Origin of the sequence: Streptomyces sp. NPDC007863, assembly GCF_040633895.1 — a bacterium.
GTDB lineage: Bacteria > Actinomycetota > Actinomycetes > Streptomycetales > Streptomycetaceae > Streptomyces.
This window is the reverse complement of sequence record NZ_JBEYEI010000017.1, coordinates 131,818-145,793: the sequence shown is the minus strand read 5'-3', so window position 1 is coordinate 145,793 and position 13,976 is coordinate 131,818. Positions and strand designations below refer to the sequence as shown.

14 protein-coding genes are annotated in these 13,976 nt (G+C 73.8%); 6 read left to right on the top strand and 8 right to left on the bottom strand.

The window, feature by feature from the left end:
• Nucleotides 1-47 precede the first annotated feature (47 nt).
• Nucleotides 48-554, top strand: a complete 507-nt coding sequence (locus ABZ621_RS25895; RefSeq protein WP_360608467.1) for a DUF3093 domain-containing protein — start codon at nt 48-50, stop codon at nt 552-554.
• Nucleotides 555-653: 99 nt separating this feature from the next.
• On the opposite strand, the gene ABZ621_RS25890 is transcribed toward ABZ621_RS25895, so the two are convergent.
• The 4 genes from ABZ621_RS25890 to ABZ621_RS25875 all read right to left on the bottom strand — a co-directional run bounded on the left by ABZ621_RS25890 (nt 654) and on the right by ABZ621_RS25875 (nt 4,321).
• The gene (locus ABZ621_RS25890) at nt 654-1,673 is read right to left on the bottom strand and encodes a hypothetical protein (protein ID WP_360608465.1); all 1,020 of its coding nucleotides are present in this window, start codon (nt 1,671-1,673) and stop codon (nt 654-656) included.
• Between the two features lie 58 nt (nt 1,674-1,731).
• Nucleotides 1,732-2,028 carry a DUF4193 domain-containing protein gene (locus ABZ621_RS25885; RefSeq protein WP_003955561.1) on the bottom strand — a complete coding sequence of 99 codons (297 nt, stop codon included), beginning with the start codon at nt 2,026-2,028 and terminating at the stop codon, nt 1,732-1,734.
• Between the two features lie 396 nt (nt 2,029-2,424).
• Nucleotides 2,425-3,663: a HAMP domain-containing sensor histidine kinase gene (locus ABZ621_RS25880; protein WP_360608463.1), complete on the bottom strand. Its 1,239-nt coding sequence runs from the start codon at nt 3,661-3,663 to the stop codon at nt 2,425-2,427.
• 4 nt (nt 3,664-3,667) lie between these two features.
• Nucleotides 3,668-4,321: a response regulator transcription factor gene (locus ABZ621_RS25875; RefSeq protein ID WP_360608461.1), complete on the bottom strand. Its 654-nt coding sequence runs from the start codon at nt 4,319-4,321 to the stop codon at nt 3,668-3,670.
• A 420-nt stretch (nt 4,322-4,741) separates the two neighbouring features.
• Between ABZ621_RS25875 and ABZ621_RS25870 the strand changes: the two genes are divergently transcribed.
• The gene (locus ABZ621_RS25870; RefSeq protein WP_360608459.1) at nt 4,742-4,924 is read left to right on the top strand and encodes a hypothetical protein; all 183 of its coding nucleotides are present in this window, start codon (nt 4,742-4,744) and stop codon (nt 4,922-4,924) included.
• A gap of 90 nt (nt 4,925-5,014) precedes the next feature.
• On the opposite strand, the gene ABZ621_RS25865 is transcribed toward ABZ621_RS25870, so the two are convergent.
• Complete coding sequence (locus ABZ621_RS25865; RefSeq protein WP_360608457.1) at nt 5,015-5,824, bottom strand: inositol monophosphatase family protein; 810 nt, start codon at nt 5,822-5,824, stop codon at nt 5,015-5,017.
• Between the two features lie 11 nt (nt 5,825-5,835).
• Nucleotides 5,836-6,963 carry a ferrochelatase gene (locus tag ABZ621_RS25860; protein WP_360608455.1) on the bottom strand — a complete coding sequence of 376 codons (1,128 nt, stop codon included), beginning with the start codon at nt 6,961-6,963 and terminating at the stop codon, nt 5,836-5,838.
• Between the two features lie 161 nt (nt 6,964-7,124).
• Between ABZ621_RS25860 and ABZ621_RS25855 the strand changes: the two genes are divergently transcribed.
• Both ABZ621_RS25855 and ABZ621_RS25850 read left to right on the top strand, forming a co-directional pair.
• A complete protein-coding gene (locus tag ABZ621_RS25855) occupies nt 7,125-8,384 on the top strand; it encodes an MFS transporter (protein WP_360608453.1) in 1,260 nt (419 codons plus the stop codon).
• Complete coding sequence (locus ABZ621_RS25850; protein ID WP_360608451.1) at nt 8,326-9,663, top strand: D-arabinono-1,4-lactone oxidase; 1,338 nt, start codon at nt 8,326-8,328, stop codon at nt 9,661-9,663. Before ABZ621_RS25855 ends, ABZ621_RS25850 begins: the two co-directional genes overlap by 59 nt.
• 7 nt (nt 9,664-9,670) lie before the next feature.
• Here the strand turns inward: ABZ621_RS25850 and ABZ621_RS25845 are convergent, their stop codons facing one another.
• Nucleotides 9,671-10,648 (bottom strand): hypothetical protein, encoded by a 978-nt coding sequence (locus ABZ621_RS25845; protein WP_360608449.1) that lies wholly within the window; start codon nt 10,646-10,648, stop codon nt 9,671-9,673.
• Nucleotides 10,649-11,059: 411 nt separating this feature from the next.
• On the opposite strand from ABZ621_RS25845, the gene sepH reads away from it, so the two are divergent.
• Nucleotides 11,060-12,109: a septation protein SepH gene (sepH, locus tag ABZ621_RS25840; protein WP_360608447.1), complete on the top strand. Its 1,050-nt coding sequence runs from the start codon at nt 11,060-11,062 to the stop codon at nt 12,107-12,109.
• A gap of 65 nt (nt 12,110-12,174) precedes the next feature.
• Here sepH and ABZ621_RS25835 read toward each other — a convergent pair whose 3' ends face one another.
• Complete coding sequence (locus ABZ621_RS25835; protein WP_360608445.1) at nt 12,175-13,002, bottom strand: sulfurtransferase; 828 nt, start codon at nt 13,000-13,002, stop codon at nt 12,175-12,177.
• 159 nt (nt 13,003-13,161) lie between these two features.
• On the opposite strand from ABZ621_RS25835, the gene ABZ621_RS25830 reads away from it, so the two are divergent.
• Nucleotides 13,162-13,935 carry a VOC family protein gene (locus ABZ621_RS25830; protein ID WP_360608443.1) on the top strand — a complete coding sequence of 258 codons (774 nt, stop codon included), beginning with the start codon at nt 13,162-13,164 and terminating at the stop codon, nt 13,933-13,935.
• Nucleotides 13,936-13,976: the final 41 nt, after the last annotated feature.

Here is a 13,976-nt window from a genome sequence, read left to right as displayed (position 1 = left end):
TTACCCGCGCGGTCGGAGGCGGGTCGCGCCGTGCCAAGCTTGGACGCATGCAGCCTTCCGCACCGTCTCCCGCCCCGTCCCCCGAGTCCTCCGCGTCCCCGGCGGCGCCGCGCTTCGACGAGCGGCTGACCGTGCCCGGTTCGTGGTGGGTGATCGTCGCGCTGCTCGCGCTCTCCGGCGGTCTCGTCACCTTCCCGCTGGGGACGGTGCCGGCGCTGGGCGGGCTGATCGTGGCGGGCGTGGCGGCCGGTGTGGCGGCGTCCTCGTACGGCTCGGCCCGGATCCGTGTGGTGGCCGGTTCGCTGGTGGCGGGCGAGGCCCGGGTGCCGGTGTCGGCGCTGGGGGCGGTCGAGGTGCTCGACGAGGAGGAGGCGCGCGCCTGGCGCTCGCACAAGGCCGATCCGCGCGCCTTCATGCTGATGCGGAGCTATGTGCCGCGGGCGGTGCGGATCGAGGTCACGGACCCGGCGGACCCGACGCCGTACCTGTACCTGTCGAGCCGTGACCCGGAGGGCCTGGCGGCCGCCGTGGAGGCGGTACGCGGCGAGGCCTGAGCCGCGCCGGGGAGGCGAGGCCTGGGCCCGGGAGGCGAGGCCTGGCCCGGGAAGGGACCGCGGGCCGCCCGGTGGCGGCCCTGGACGGCCCGGAGCGCGCTAGAAACCCAGTTCCTTGGGGTTGTCGGGCTGTTCCAGCGGCGGCAGCTCCACCAGCTTCTCCCAGGGCACCCGGCGGGCCCTGAGGTCCTTGCGGATGTGCCCGGCGAGCTTCCTGGTGTCGCGCCGGTTCATGACCGCGCCGACGGCGGCGCCCACCATGAACGGGGTGAGGTTCGGCAGGTTGCGGACCATGCGCTTCATGATCTGCTGGCGCAGTTCGCGCTTGAGCTGCCCGCCGAGGGCCGCGTTGATCGTCGTGGGCTTGGTGGGGTCGATGCCCCGCTCCTCGGCCCAGGAGGTCAGATAGGCGGCCGAGCGCTGGGGCAGGGTGCCGGGCGGCCGGAGTCCGTAGACCTCGTGCAGCTCGGCGATGAGCTTGAGTTCGATGGCGGCGACGCCGGTGATCTCCGCGGCCAGCTCGGCCGGCATGGCCGGCGGCACGGGGAGCATGGCGGCGGCACCGATGCCGGCACCGACGGTCGAGCTCGCGTTGGCCGCGCCGAAGACCAGTTTGTCGGCCAGCTCCTCGGGGCCGAGCCCGGGGAACTGCTTGCGCAGGGTCGCGAGGTCGCGGACGGGGACGCGCGGGGCCAGGTCGATCAGCCGGTCGGCCAGATAGCCGATGCCCGCCTTGGCTCCGTCGCCGCTCCGCTTCACGCCCTGTCTGACGCCCTCCACGCTGCGGCGGACGGCGTCGATGCGCGAGGCGTCGATCCTGATGCGGTCGAGCTGGGTGCGCGCCGGGTCGGCCAGCCGTCTGACGGCGCCGCGCTTCCCGCGCCCGCGGTCGTCACGGTCCTCCGCCGCCTCGGGGTCCGCGGACCCTTCGGGGTCCCGCTCCGCGGGGAGCGAGGCCTGGTCCGGTCCGGGGGCGGCGGCAGCTTCGAGCGAGGCCGTGGGGCCTCGCTCGTCGTCCGCCACGCCGAGGGAGGGCAGAGGGGCGGCCCGCTCGGCGTCGGGAGCCTCCTGGGCGCCCTCCGTCGGGCCTGTGCCGCCCTTGTACGTCCGGGGCTTCACGGGAAGCCTCAGACGCCGCTTCCGGGACGGTGTGTCGCCTGCCACGGCCGCGCCCTGCTCAGTCGCAGTCGCGGCAGATCGGCTGGCCGTTCTTCTCGCGCGCGAGCTGGCTGCGGTGGTGCACCAGGAAGCAGCTCATGCAGGTGAACTCGTCGGCCTGCTTGGGCAGGACGCGGACGGCCAGTTCCTCGTTCGAGAGATCGGCGCCCGGGAGCTCCAGGCCCTCTGCGGCCTCGAACTCGTCGACGTCGACGGTCGAGGTCGACTTGTCGTTCCGACGGGCCTTGAGCTCCTCAAGGCTGTCCGAGTCGACGTCGTCGTCGGTCTTGCGTGGGGTGTCGTAATCCGTTGCCATGTCGCTCTCCCCCTCTGGGTGGTTGCGGGTGTCTCAGCGCACGTAACGCGTGAGAGGTCGGACTTGTGCCCGACCTGAGGCGCAGATTTTGCCTCACATCAAGGTCTGTTACTCAATCGACACCCGTCCCGGGCTCTTCACGAGTGATCGGTACGAGTGGCGAAGCGGACCGTACACGGTCCTCGCCGCGCCCGCGTGGAGCGCCACCCCGTGTACTTTCCGCCGCCCGACGCCCGGGAAACCCGGACTTTTCCGGGTTTTCCCCCGGAATTCACGGTCACGCAGCGCGGTCGATCGGGCACTCGTGCTTGTGATCGATCACACATGACCGTCTCAGGACGGGACTCGCCGAATTCCGCTCAAAGCGAACACATCGGGCTTCGTCCCTGCAGTGTGTCAGATCGGCAGAGTGACACGCATCACCAGCCCGCCGCCCTCCCGGGGCTCCGCGCTGATCCGTCCGCCGTGCGCCCGGGCCACCGAGCGCGCGATCGAGAGTCCGAGCCCGACGCCCTTGTCGCTGCCGGTCCGCTCCTGGCGGAGCCTGCGGAACGGCTCGAAGAGGTTGTCGATCTCGTACGCGGGGACCACGGGGCCCGTGTTGGACACCACGAGCACCGCCTGGCCGTGCTGGGCCTCGGTGGTGACCTCCACCCAGCCGTCCTCGGGAACGTTGTACCGCACGGCGTTCTGGAGCAGGTTCAGGGCGATCCGCTCCAGGAGGACGCCGTTGCCCTGGACGACCACGGGGGCCCGCTCGCCGCGGATCTCCACGCCCTTCGCCGCGGCCTCCTTGTGCACCTGGTCGACGGCCCGCTCGGCGACCTCGGCGAGGTCGACGGACTTGCGCTCCACGATCTGGTTGTCGCTCCGGGCGAGCAGCAGCAGGCCCTCGACCAGCTGCTCGCTGCGCTCGTTGGTGGCCAGGAGGGTCTTGCCGAGCTGCTGGAGCTCCACGGGCGCCCCGGGGTCGGAGAGGTGCACCTCCAGGAGCGTGCGGTTGATCGCCAGCGGGGTCCTCAGCTCGTGCGAGGCGTTGGCGACGAAGCGCTGCTGGGCGGTGAAGGCCCGCTCCAGGCGCTCCAGCATCTCGTCGAAGGTGTCCGCGAGCTCCTTCAGCTCGTCGTCCGGCCCGTCCAGCTCGATCCGCCGGGCCAGGTCGGAACCGGCCACCTGGCGGGCGGTACGGGTGATCCTGCCGAGCGGCGAGAGCACCCGCCCGGCCATGGCGTAGCCGAAGGCGAAGGCGATGATGCTCAGACCCAGCAGGGCGAAGAGCGAGCGGCGCAGGAGGTCCTCCAGCGCCCGGTCGGACTGCTGGTGCAGACAGACGGACACGGCTTCGTTGAACTGCTCGCCCGTGCCCTTGTCGGGCAGCACGCACCACGAGGTGGTGGGCAGGACCTCTCCCTTGACGATCCTGAACGGCAGCTGGGCCGCGCTGTCGCCGAGGGCCTGCGCGGTGAACAGGTAGATGATCGACAGCAGCAGGATGCCGGCGATCAGGAACATGCCGCCGTACAGCAGCGTGAGCCGTATCCGGATGGTCGGCCGGAGCAGCGGTCGCACCGGGTCCCTGGGGTCCCAGGTGGGCTTCGGTGGCGCCTGCGGGTGCGGCGCCGGGGTCGCGGCCATCGGGTCAGATCCGGTAGCCGGAGCCGGGCACGGTGACGATGACGGGCGGCTCGCCCAGCTTGCGGCGCAGGGTCATGACGGTGACGCGGACGACGTTGGTGAACGGGTCGGTGTTCTCGTCCCAGGCCTTCTCCAGGAGCTGCTCCGCCGAGACGACGGCGCCCTCGGAGCGCATCAGCACCTCCAGGACGGCGAACTCCTTGGGGGCGAGCTGGACCTCCCGGCCGTCCCGGAAGACCTCGCGGCGGTTGGGGTCGAGCTTGATGCCGGCGCGCTCCAGGACGGGCGGCAGCGGCACGGAGGTGCGGCGGCCGAGGGCCCGCACGCGCGCGGTGAGCTCGGTGAAGGCGAAGGGCTTGGGGAGGTAGTCGTCGGCGCCCAGCTCCAGGCCCTCGACGCGGTCGCTGACGTCGCCGGCGGCGGTGAGCATCAGGATGCGGGTGGGCATCCCCAGCTCGACGATCTTGCGGCAGACGTCGTCGCCGTGGACCAGGGGAAGGTCGCGGTCGAGGACGACGACGTCGTAGTCGTTGACCCCCACGCGCTCCAGGGCGGCGGCGCCGTCGTACACGACGTCGACGGCCATGGCCTCCCGGCGCAGTCCGGTGGCCACCGCATCGGCGAGCAGCTGCTCGTCCTCGACGACGAGTACGCGCACGTCGTTCTTCCTTCCCTCGGCGCGCCCCGGTCCGGGCAGACCGGGGGCGATTCTCGAACACTGACTGTGCGTGTCCATCCTGCCCCGGACGCGCGTAAACCGGCTGTAAGGCGGGGGTGCGGGGGTCACGGAGGGGCGCGGGTGACGGGACGGCGAACGGGAGGGGACGCGACGGGGACACGGCGCGGGCGGGACGGGTGCGTGGCGGGGACTCGCCACGGCGCACGGAGAATTCACCATGAATCACGGACCAGTTGAGGTTTCCCGGCGGACGGCGCCGGGGAGGAGGAGTGCACACCCCGCGATCACGCCCTGTCTGTGGCACGCCCACGGCTCTTCCGTCCCCCGGGGAGCGTCGCAGAGCGTGATCCATCCATCCTCGGCACACCCCCGTGCCGCCGGACCCACGAGGAGGGGCGCATGGACGCGTTCACCGCAGGACTGCTGCACCGCATCAGGACCACGCAGTCGGACCTCACGCGGGCCCGCGAGACCGGCGACGAGTACCTCGCGGAGGTCGAGCAGGCCGAGCTGGACGACCTGCACCGACTGGCCGCGGAGCACGGCGTGGAGATCGCGACGGTCTACGCACAGAGCGCCTGAGCGTCGGCGCTCCCCCGGGAGCCACGACACGGCGATGCCCCGGAGCCTTCCCGGCTCCGGGGCATCGCCGTGTCGTGGCATGGGCCCGTCTCAGTCGTGCCAGGCGCCCAGCCGGTCGAGCAGCTCCTGGAGGGGCCCGAAGAGCCCCTCGGGGGCCGCCACGGCCAGTTCGCCGGACTCGGGCTCTCCCGGGCGTCCGCCGGTGCGCGCGCCCGCCTCGCGGGCGATCAGGGCCCCCGCCGCGTGGTCCCAGGGGTTGAGCCCGCGCTCGTAGTACGCGTCGAGCCGGCCGGCCGCCACGTCGCAGAGGTCGATGGCGGCCGAGCCGCCGCGCCGGATGTCCCTGACCAGCGGCAGGATCTCCCGGACGACCTCCGCCTGGTGGGCGCGGCGCGCCTGGACGTAGCCGAAGCCGGTGCCGAGCAGGGCCTGGTCGAAGGGGGGCGCGGTGCGGACCGCGAGCCGGCGCTCGCCCAGGTACGCACCGCCGCCGCGGACGGCCCGGAAGGTCTCGCCGCGCAGCGGGGCCTCGACGACGCCGACGACGGTCTCGCCGTCGTACTCGGCGGCGATGGAGACGGCCCAGGACGGCAGGCCGTAGAGGTAGTTCACGGTGCCGTCGAGGGGGTCGATGACCCAGCGGACGCCGCTGGTGCCGGGGGTGGCGGAGCCCTCCTCGCCGAGGAGGCCGTCCTGGGGGCGGTGCTCGGTGAGGAAGCCGGTGATCAGCTTCTCGGCGGCGATGTCCATCTCGGTGACGACATCGATGGCGCTGGTCTTGGTGGCGGCGACGGCCAGGTCGTCGGGGCGGCCGTCGCGCAGCAGGGCGCCGGCCCGCCGGGCGGCCTCCAGGGCCAGGGCGAGCAGCTCGTCGAGCGGGGGCGGGGGTGCGGGGGTCACGGCGTGGCTCCTCAGGCGTAGGGGCTGTCGGCGCCGGCGGCCGCGGCGCGCTCGGCGCGGGCCGGGCAGCAGCCGATCGGGCAGAGGTCGTGGGAGGGGCCGAGGGCTCCGAGGGCGCACCGCTCCGCGCGGGTGCCGCGCTCGGCGGCGGCCCGCTCCAGGACCAGTTCGCGGACGGCGGCGGCGAAGCGGGGGTCGGCGCCGACGGTGGCCGAGCGGCGGACCGGGAGCCCCAGCTCGGCGGCCTTGGCGGTGGCCTCGGTGTCGAGGTCGTACAGGACCTCCATGTGGTCGGAGACGAAGCCGATCGGCACCATGACGACGGCGGGGGCGCCGCCGGCGTGCAGCTCCTCCAGGTGGTCGCAGATGTCCGGCTCCAGCCACGGGATGTGCGGGGCGCCGCTGCGGGACTGGTAGACGAGCTGCCAGGGATGGTCGGCGCCGGTCCGCTCGCGCACCGCGTCGACGATGACCCGGGCCACGTCGAGGTGCTGCTTCACGTAGGCGCCGCCGGGGCCGTGGTCGGCGACGGGGCCCGAGGTGTCGGCGGCGGAGTCCGGGATGGAGTGGGTGGTGAAGGCGAGGTGGGCGCCGGCCCGGACGGCCTCGTCGAGCTCGGCGAGGGAGGCGAGCACGCCCTCCACCATGGGCTCCACGAAGCCGGGGTGGTTGAAGTAGTGGCGGAGCTTGTCGACGCGGGGCAGCGGCAGGCCCTCGGCCTCCAGGGTGGCGAGCGCGTCGGCGAGGTTCTCGCGGTACTGGCGGCAGCCGGAGTAGGAGGCGTACGCGCTGGTGGTGAGGACGGCGATGTGGCGGCGTCCGTCGTGGACCATCTCGCGGAGGGTGTCGGTGAGGTACGGGGCCCAGTTGCGGTTGCCCCAGTAGACCGGCAGGCGCAGGCCGGCCCCGTCGAAGTCGGCCCGCAGCGCGTCGAGCAGCGCGCGGTTCTGGCCGTTGATCGGGCTGACGCCGCCGAAGAGGAAGTAGTGCTGCCCCACCTCCTTGAGCCGCTCCTTGGGGATGCCGCGGCCGCGCGTCACGTTCTCCAGGAACGGGACGACGTCGTCCGGGCCCTCGGGGCCGCCGAAGGAGAGCAGCAGCAGGGCGTCGTACGGGGCGGGATCGTGCTGATCGGACATGGCACCGATCCTGCCACCCGCCGGTGACGGCCCGGGGCGCGGCCCGTCCGGAATTCGGGGGTGACCCGATCGCTTCGAACCCTTAGGCTTTAGACGTTAATTACACGTGTTGACCGTGACGCACGGCCGGCACGCCGCGTCGCAGAGCCGGAGAGAACCTCTTGCCCAGTCCCTACCGCGCGATCTTCTCCGCTCCCGGTACCGCCTCGTTCTCCGTCGCCGGGTTCCTCGGCCGGATGCCGCTGTCCATGATGGGCATCGGCATCGTCACGATGATCTCCCAGGTCACCGGCCGGTACGGGCTCGCCGGCGCCCTGTCGGCGACGCTCGCGATGTCCGCGGCCGTGCTCGGCCCCCAGGTCTCCCGGCTCGTCGACCGGTACGGCCAGCGCCGGGTGCTCCGCCCGGTCACCCTGATCTCCATGGCCGCCGCGGCCGGCCTGCTGCTCTGCGTGCAGCAGGGGGCGCCGGACTGGACCCTCTTCGCCTTCACGGCCGTGATCGGCGTCGTGCCCAGCGTGGGCGCGATGACCCGGGCCCGCTGGGCGGGCATCTACCGGGGCGACGCGCGCAAGCTGCACACGGCGTACTCGTGGGAGTCGATCGTCGACGAGGTGTGCTTCATCTTCGGCCCGATCATCTCCATCGGCCTGTCGACCACCTGGTTCCCCGAGGCCGGCCCGCTCCTCGCCGGCGTCTTCCTGGCGATCGGCGTCTTCTGGCTGACCTCCCAGCGGGCCACCGAGCCGGAGCCGCACCCGCAGTCCGCCGTCAAGGCCCCTTCGGCGCTCCGCTCCCCCGGCCTGCAGGTCCTCGCCCTGGCCTTCGTGGCGACCGGCGCGATCTTCGGCGCGGTGGACGTGGTGACCGTGGCCTTCGCCGAGGAGCGGGGCCAGAAGGCCGCGGCCAGCCTGGTCCTGGCCGTCTACGCGCTGGGCTCCTGCCTGGCCGGCGCGGTCTTCGGGCTGCTGCACCTCAAGGGCGAGCCGTCCCGCCGGTGGCTGCTGGGCGTCTGCGCGATGGCCGTGAGTATGATCCCCCTCCTACTGGCCGGGAACCTGCCGTTGCTGGCCGTGGCGCTCTTTGTCGCGGGCCTCTCCATCGCGCCGACGATGGTGACCACGATGGCCCTCGTCGAGAAGCACGTACCGCACACCCAGCTGACCGAGGGCATGACCTGGACGGGCACCGGCCTCGCGATCGGCGTGGCCCTCGGCTCGTCCGCGGCCGGCTGGGTGGTCGATGCCTCGGGGGCGGAGGCGGCGTACGTGGTGCCCGTCGTCGCGGGCGCGCTCGCGGTCGTGGTGGCGCTTCTCGGCCACCGCCGGCTGCGTACGCCGGCGCCGGACCGGGAGGGGCGAGATGAGCACGAGGACAGCGGGACCGGGGAGCGCCAGGACGGCGGGCAGCCCGTGGCGTAACTGGGCGGGGAACGTCACCTCCCGTCCGGTGCGGGAGGTGAGCCCGGCCTCGGCCGAGGAGCTGGCCGCCGAGCTCCGCCGGGCGGCCCGGGACGGGCTGCGGGTGAAGACCGTCGGCACCGGCCACTCCTTCACCCCGATCGCGGCCACCGACGGGGTGCTGATCCGCCCCGATCTGCTCACCGGGATCCGGCGGATCGACCGCGCGGCGATGACGGTGACGGTGGAGTCCGGCACCCCGCTGAAGCGGCTCAACGTGGCACTGGCCCGGGAGGGCCTGTCGCTCACGAACATGGGCGACATCATGGAGCAGACGGTCGCCGGGGCCACCTCGACCGGCACCCACGGCACCGGCCGGGACTCCGCCTCGCTCGCCGCCCAGATCCGCGCCCTGGAGCTGGTGACGGCCGACGGACAGGTCATGACCTGCTCCGAGGAGCGGCACCCCGAGGTGTTCGCGGCGGCCCGGATCGGCCTCGGCGCGCTCGGCGTGGTCACCGCGATCACCTTCGCCGTGGAGCCGCTCTTCCTGCTGACCGCGCGGGAGGAGCCGATACGCTTCGACCGGGTGATCGCCGAGTTCGACCAGCTGCACGCGGAGAACGAGCACTTCGAGTTCTACTGGTTCCCCCACACGGACAACTGCAACACCAAGCGCAACAACCGCAGCGCCGGCCCCGCCGCCCCGCTGCCGCGCCTCGGCGGCTGGTTCGAGGACGAGTTCCTCTCCAACGGCGTCTTCCGGGCGGCCTGCGCGCTCGGCCGGGCGGTGCCGCCGGCCATCCCCTCGATCGCCCGGGTCTCCAGCCGCGCCCTGTCCGCCCGTACGTACACGGACATCCCTTACAAGGTCTTCACCACCCCGCGCCGCGTCCGCTTCCTGGAGATGGAGTACGCGCTGCCGCGGGAGGCCGCGACGACGGCGCTGCGCGAACTGAAGGCGATGGTGGAGCGTTCGCCGCTGAAGGTGAGCTTCCCGGTGGAGGTGCGCACCGCGCCCGCCGACGACATCGCGCTCTCCACGGCCTCCGGCCGGGAGACGGCCTACATCGCCGTGCACCTGTACAAGGGAACGCCCCACCGCGGGTACTTCACCGCGGTGGAGCGCATCATGACCGCGCACGGCGGCCGCCCGCACTGGGGCAAGGTCCACACCCGGGACGCGGCCCTGCTGGCGGCGGCCTACCCGCGCTTCGCCGAGTTCACGGCGCTGCGCGACCGGCTCGACCCGGAGCGCCGCTTCGCCAACGACCACCTGCGGCGGATCCTGGGCGACTGACGGGGGCTCACCCCGCCGTGTCCCCGGAGGGGGCCGTGGGGGCGTCCCCGAGGGCCGGGCCCGTACCGGGGTCCCCGGTGGGCGCGGTGGGCGCGGTCGGGGACTCGGGTGCCGTCGGCGCGGTCGTCGGCCCGGTGGGCTCCTGCGTGGGGGTCGTACCGCCGTCGGCGGAGCCGTCCGGATCCGGGGTCGGGGCGGTCGTGGCCCCGTCGCCCGGCGTCCCGGTCCCGGGGTCGGGGGTGGCGCCGGTGGACGGGGTGCCCGCGTCCGGCTCGGCGTCGGGGCTCGCGGAGCCGGTCGGCGCGGGAGTCTCCGGCTGCTGCCCCTGCCGCTCCCGTACGGGTTGTTCGGGGGCGTCCTGCCGGCCGCCGCCGTCGCCGCGGACCACGGAGCCGAAGGTGGTGGTGCCCTTGGTGCCGCTGAAGTCCTCGCCGGAGACCAGCTCGTAGGTGGTGATGCCGCCCATGGTGACGCCGAAGACGAGCGCGGCGGCCAGCACGGGGCGTTTCCAGCCACGCAGCCGGGTTCCGTGGGTGGTGGCGGAGCCGAACTCCTCGTCGTACGGGAAGGGGGCCGCGGTCTCGGGGAGGGTGCCGAGCATCAGGGTGTGGCGGTCGTCGCGGGCCTCCGCCGGGGCGGGGAGCGGGACCTGACGCGCCTTCGGCTTGGCGGCGGTCGTCGCGTCGCGCACCTGCTCGCCGGTCCGTTTGAAGAGCTGCTGGAAGAGCGGCCCGCCGCAGGTGGCGATGACGCTGATCACACCGGCGCCGAGGATCGTCCCGTAGACCCCGAGGGTGGAGGCGAGTTTGGCGGCGATCACGGCGGCGAGCGCGCTGCCGGCGACCTGGGGCACGCTCAGGTCGATCTTCCGCTGCGCCTTCTCCCCCGGCTCCGGGGGTTCGTTCCCGGGGGCCGGAGTCCGTATCTCCGGGTCGTCCGTGTCGGTCGGCTGCCTGTGACGCATCTCCACCCTCTGTTCGCCCATCTGTTCCACCGTGCACCCAGAAGGGACAGATAGGCGAAGCGAATAGTTCCGGTTCAGGGGGTTCTGTGAAGAGTGCCACGCGGGAGGAATGGAGACGGTGGCTCAACTCCCGCCCACCCCGAGAAGTTGGGCGGCGCGCCGGTCCACCCGAGTGGCCCGAATGGAGTACATTGGCGAACCCTGGGCCCGGACGCCTTCCGGGGCGCCCGGGAACGGAACCACTACACAGTGTGACCCTCGGTCACTCCGGGTAGTGAACAGGTAACCGTGCCATAACGGCGGCTCCGGGTCCACGCCCGACACGCCGGGCAACTCGGCAAGGTAGTGGCAGGCTGCACCCGGGCAGGCCACACTCGACTAGCGGAAGCAGCGACGCACGTGACGTCGGCAGGCACCACCCGGGAGGTCCCCATGCCCGAACTGCGTGTCGTGGCCGTCTCCAACGACGGCACACGACTGGTGCTCAAGGCTGCCGACAGCACGGAGTACACGCTTCCGATCGACGAGCGGCTGCGGGCCGCCGTGCGCAACGACCGCGCGCGCCTCGGCCAGATCGAGATCGAGGTCGAGAGCCACCTCCGCCCCCGGGACATCCAGGCGCGGATACGAGCCGGTGCCTCCGCCGAGGAGGTCGCCCAGCTCGCCGGCATCCCCGTCGACCGCGTCCGCCGCTTCGAGGGCCCCGTCCTCGCCGAGCGCGCCTTCATGGCCGAGCGCGCCCGGAAGACCCCGGTCCGCCGTCCGGGCGAGAACACCGGCCCCCAGCTCGGCGAGGCGGTGCAGGAGCGGCTGCTGCTGCGCGGCGCCGACAAGGACACCGTGCAGTGGGACTCCTGGCGGCGCGACGACGGCACCTGGGAGGTGCTGCTCGTCTACCGCGTCGCGGGCGAGGTGCACACCGCCAGCTGGACCTACGACCCGCCGCGCCGGCTCGTCCAGGCCGTGGACGACGAGGCGCGGGCGCTGATCGGCGAGACCGACGACACCCTCGCCGCCGCGCCGGAGCCGAGCTTCCCCTTCGTACCGCGCATCGCCCGGCTGCCCCGGGACCGGCCGCTCGACCGGACCCTGGACCGGCCGCTCGACCGCGCCCTCGACCGGCAGCTCGACCGGGCCCCGCTGACCGCCTCGGCCGAGCCCGAGGAGGAGCGGGACTCGCTCACCAGCCTCCTGGAGGCGGTGCCCAGCTTCCGCGGCGACCTGGTCGTGCCGGAGCAGCCCGACACCGAGCCGTCCGACGAGGTCGAGGCGGAGGAGCCACCCGCTCCCGCCGCCTCCGCCGGGGCGGGCGCGGCCTACGCCGACGTCCTCATGCCCCGCGCCGTCTCCGGCCACCGCGACCGGCTGCACGGCGCCACCGACCGGCAGGCGGAGGCCGACGGCGTCCGCCCGGGCCGCCGCGCGGCGGTCCCCAGCTGGGACGAGATCGTCTTCGGGACGCGCCGGAAGAAGCAGGAGTAGTCCCGGTACGCCCCGGCGGGGGCCCGCGCCGAACCCTCGGCGCGGGCCCCCGCCGTACGTCTCCGCTACCGCGGGTCCGGGCCGGTGGCCACCGGGCGGGACGGGTCCGAGGACCACTCCGACCAGGAGCCCGCGTAGAGGGCCGCCGGGATGCCTGCCAGCTCCAGGGCCAGCACCTCGTGGGCGCCCGAGACGCCCGAACCGCAGTAGACGCCCACCTCCCCCGCCGCCACCGCGCCGAGGCCCTCGAACCGCTCCCGCAGCGCGTCGGCGGCGAGGAAGAGGCCGTCCCCCGCCACGTTCTCCGTGGTCGGCGCCGAGTGGGCGCCCGGGATGTGGCCGCCGACCCGGTCGATCGGCTCCACGTCGCCGCGGTACCGCTCGGCGGCCCGGGCGTCCAGGAGCAGCCCGGAGCGGGCCAGCGCCGCCGCCTCGTCCGCGTCGAGCAGCCGCAGCCCGCCCGGCTTCGGCGTGAAGTCGCCCGGCTCCGGCTCCGGCACCGCGGTCGACAGCTCCCCCGGCCAGGCCGCCAGGCCCCCGTCGAGCACCCGCACGTCCTGGTGACCGGTCCAGCGCAGCAGCCACCAGGCGCGGGCGGCGCCCCAGCCGAGCCCGCCGTCGTAGACCACCACCGGGCGGTCGGCGCGGACCCCCGCCCGGCGCATCACCGCCCCGAAGGCCTCCGGGTCGGGCAGCGGGTGCCGGCCGCCCTCCCCGGGCGGCCCCGCCAGTTCGGCGTCGAGGTCCACATAGACCGCGCCGGGCAGGTGCCCGGCCTCGTACGCGGGGCGTCCGGGCGGGCCCCCGAGGGTCCAGCGCACGTCCAGGAGCACCGGCGGCCGGGCTCCCGCCGACTCGCTCGCGAGTTCGCTTGCGGAGATGATGGGCTTCATGGGGCCATCCTCGCGCAGCCATGCCCGCGTCGGGGACGGACCCGGCGTCCTCCCGGAGGATCGCGCCAGACAGGGTGCGACCGGGGCGCGCCGTGCGCGACCCGGCGAAGTCACCGGTGGCGGAGCACGGCCACGACCAGGTCCGAGGAGAGGGTGACGATGACCGAGGCCGCTCGACGCAGCCCGGGAACACCCTGCTGGGTGAGTCTGATGGTGCACGGGATCGAGGGCACACAGGACTTCTACCGGGAACTCTTCGGCTGGGAGTTCGTCCCCGGTCCGCGGCAGCTCGGTCCGTACGTGCGGGCGCTCCTCGGCGGGCGCGAGGTGGCCGGCATCGGACAGCTGCCCCCCGACCGCCACCTGAACACCGCCTGGACCACCTACCTGGCCACCGACGACGCCGGGGAGACCGCCGAATCCATCCGCTGCTGCGGCGGGACCGTGGCGGTGGGCCCGCTGGACGCCGGCGAGGCGGGCCGCCTCGTCATCTGCGCCGACCCGACGGGCGCCGTCTTCGGCGTCTGGGAGGCGGAGGCCCACCACGGCACCGCGCTCGCCGGCCCGCCCGGGACGCCGGTCTGGAACGAACTGCTCACCTACGAGACGGCCACGGTCGGCAAGTTCTACCGGTCGGTCTTCGGGTACGAGGTCGAGCCCGTCGTCTCGGCCGACTTCGACTACGCCACCCTGCACGTCGACGGGCGCCCGGTCGCCTCGCTGCACGGGGTGGGCGAGGAGCTGGCCCGGGACCGGGGCCCGCACTGGATGACGTACTTCGAGGTCGACGACACGGACGCGGCGGCCCGGCTGGTGGTGGAGCTGGGCGGCCAGGTGCTGCGGCCGCCCCGGGACGGCACGGCCGGGCGGCTCGCCCTGGTGGCGGACCCGGAGGGCGCGGTGTTCACCCTCGTGAGGTCACGCTCCCGTTGACGCCGCGCGGGCCCCGGGGCCCGTACCGGCACCGCCGCCCG

Bases quoted from the DNA above. Each gene is read 5' to 3' on its own strand.
- ABZ621_RS25895 (WP_360608467.1), top strand. From the start codon at position 48: ATGCAGCCTTCCGCACCGTCTCCCGCCCCGTCCCCCGAGTCCTCCGCG.
- ABZ621_RS25845 (WP_360608449.1), bottom strand. From the start codon at position 10,648: ATGGGCGAACAGAGGGTGGAGATGCGTCACAGGCAGCCGACCGACACG.
- sepH (WP_360608447.1), top strand. From the start codon at position 11,060: ATGCCCGAACTGCGTGTCGTGGCCGTCTCCAACGACGGCACACGACTG.
- ABZ621_RS25850 (WP_360608451.1), top strand. From the start codon at position 8,326: ATGAGCACGAGGACAGCGGGACCGGGGAGCGCCAGGACGGCGGGCAGC.
- ABZ621_RS25860 (WP_360608455.1), bottom strand. From the start codon at position 6,963: ATGTCCGATCAGCACGATCCCGCCCCGTACGACGCCCTGCTGCTGCTC.
- ABZ621_RS25885 (WP_003955561.1), bottom strand. From the start codon at position 2,028: ATGGCAACGGATTACGACACCCCACGCAAGACCGACGACGACGTCGAC.
- ABZ621_RS25830 (WP_360608443.1), top strand. From the start codon at position 13,162: ATGACCGAGGCCGCTCGACGCAGCCCGGGAACACCCTGCTGGGTGAGT.
- ABZ621_RS25880 (WP_360608463.1), bottom strand. From the start codon at position 3,663: ATGGCCGCGACCCCGGCGCCGCACCCGCAGGCGCCACCGAAGCCCACC.
- ABZ621_RS25870 (WP_360608459.1), top strand. From the start codon at position 4,742: ATGGACGCGTTCACCGCAGGACTGCTGCACCGCATCAGGACCACGCAG.
- ABZ621_RS25835 (WP_360608445.1), bottom strand. From the start codon at position 13,002: ATGAAGCCCATCATCTCCGCAAGCGAACTCGCGAGCGAGTCGGCGGGA.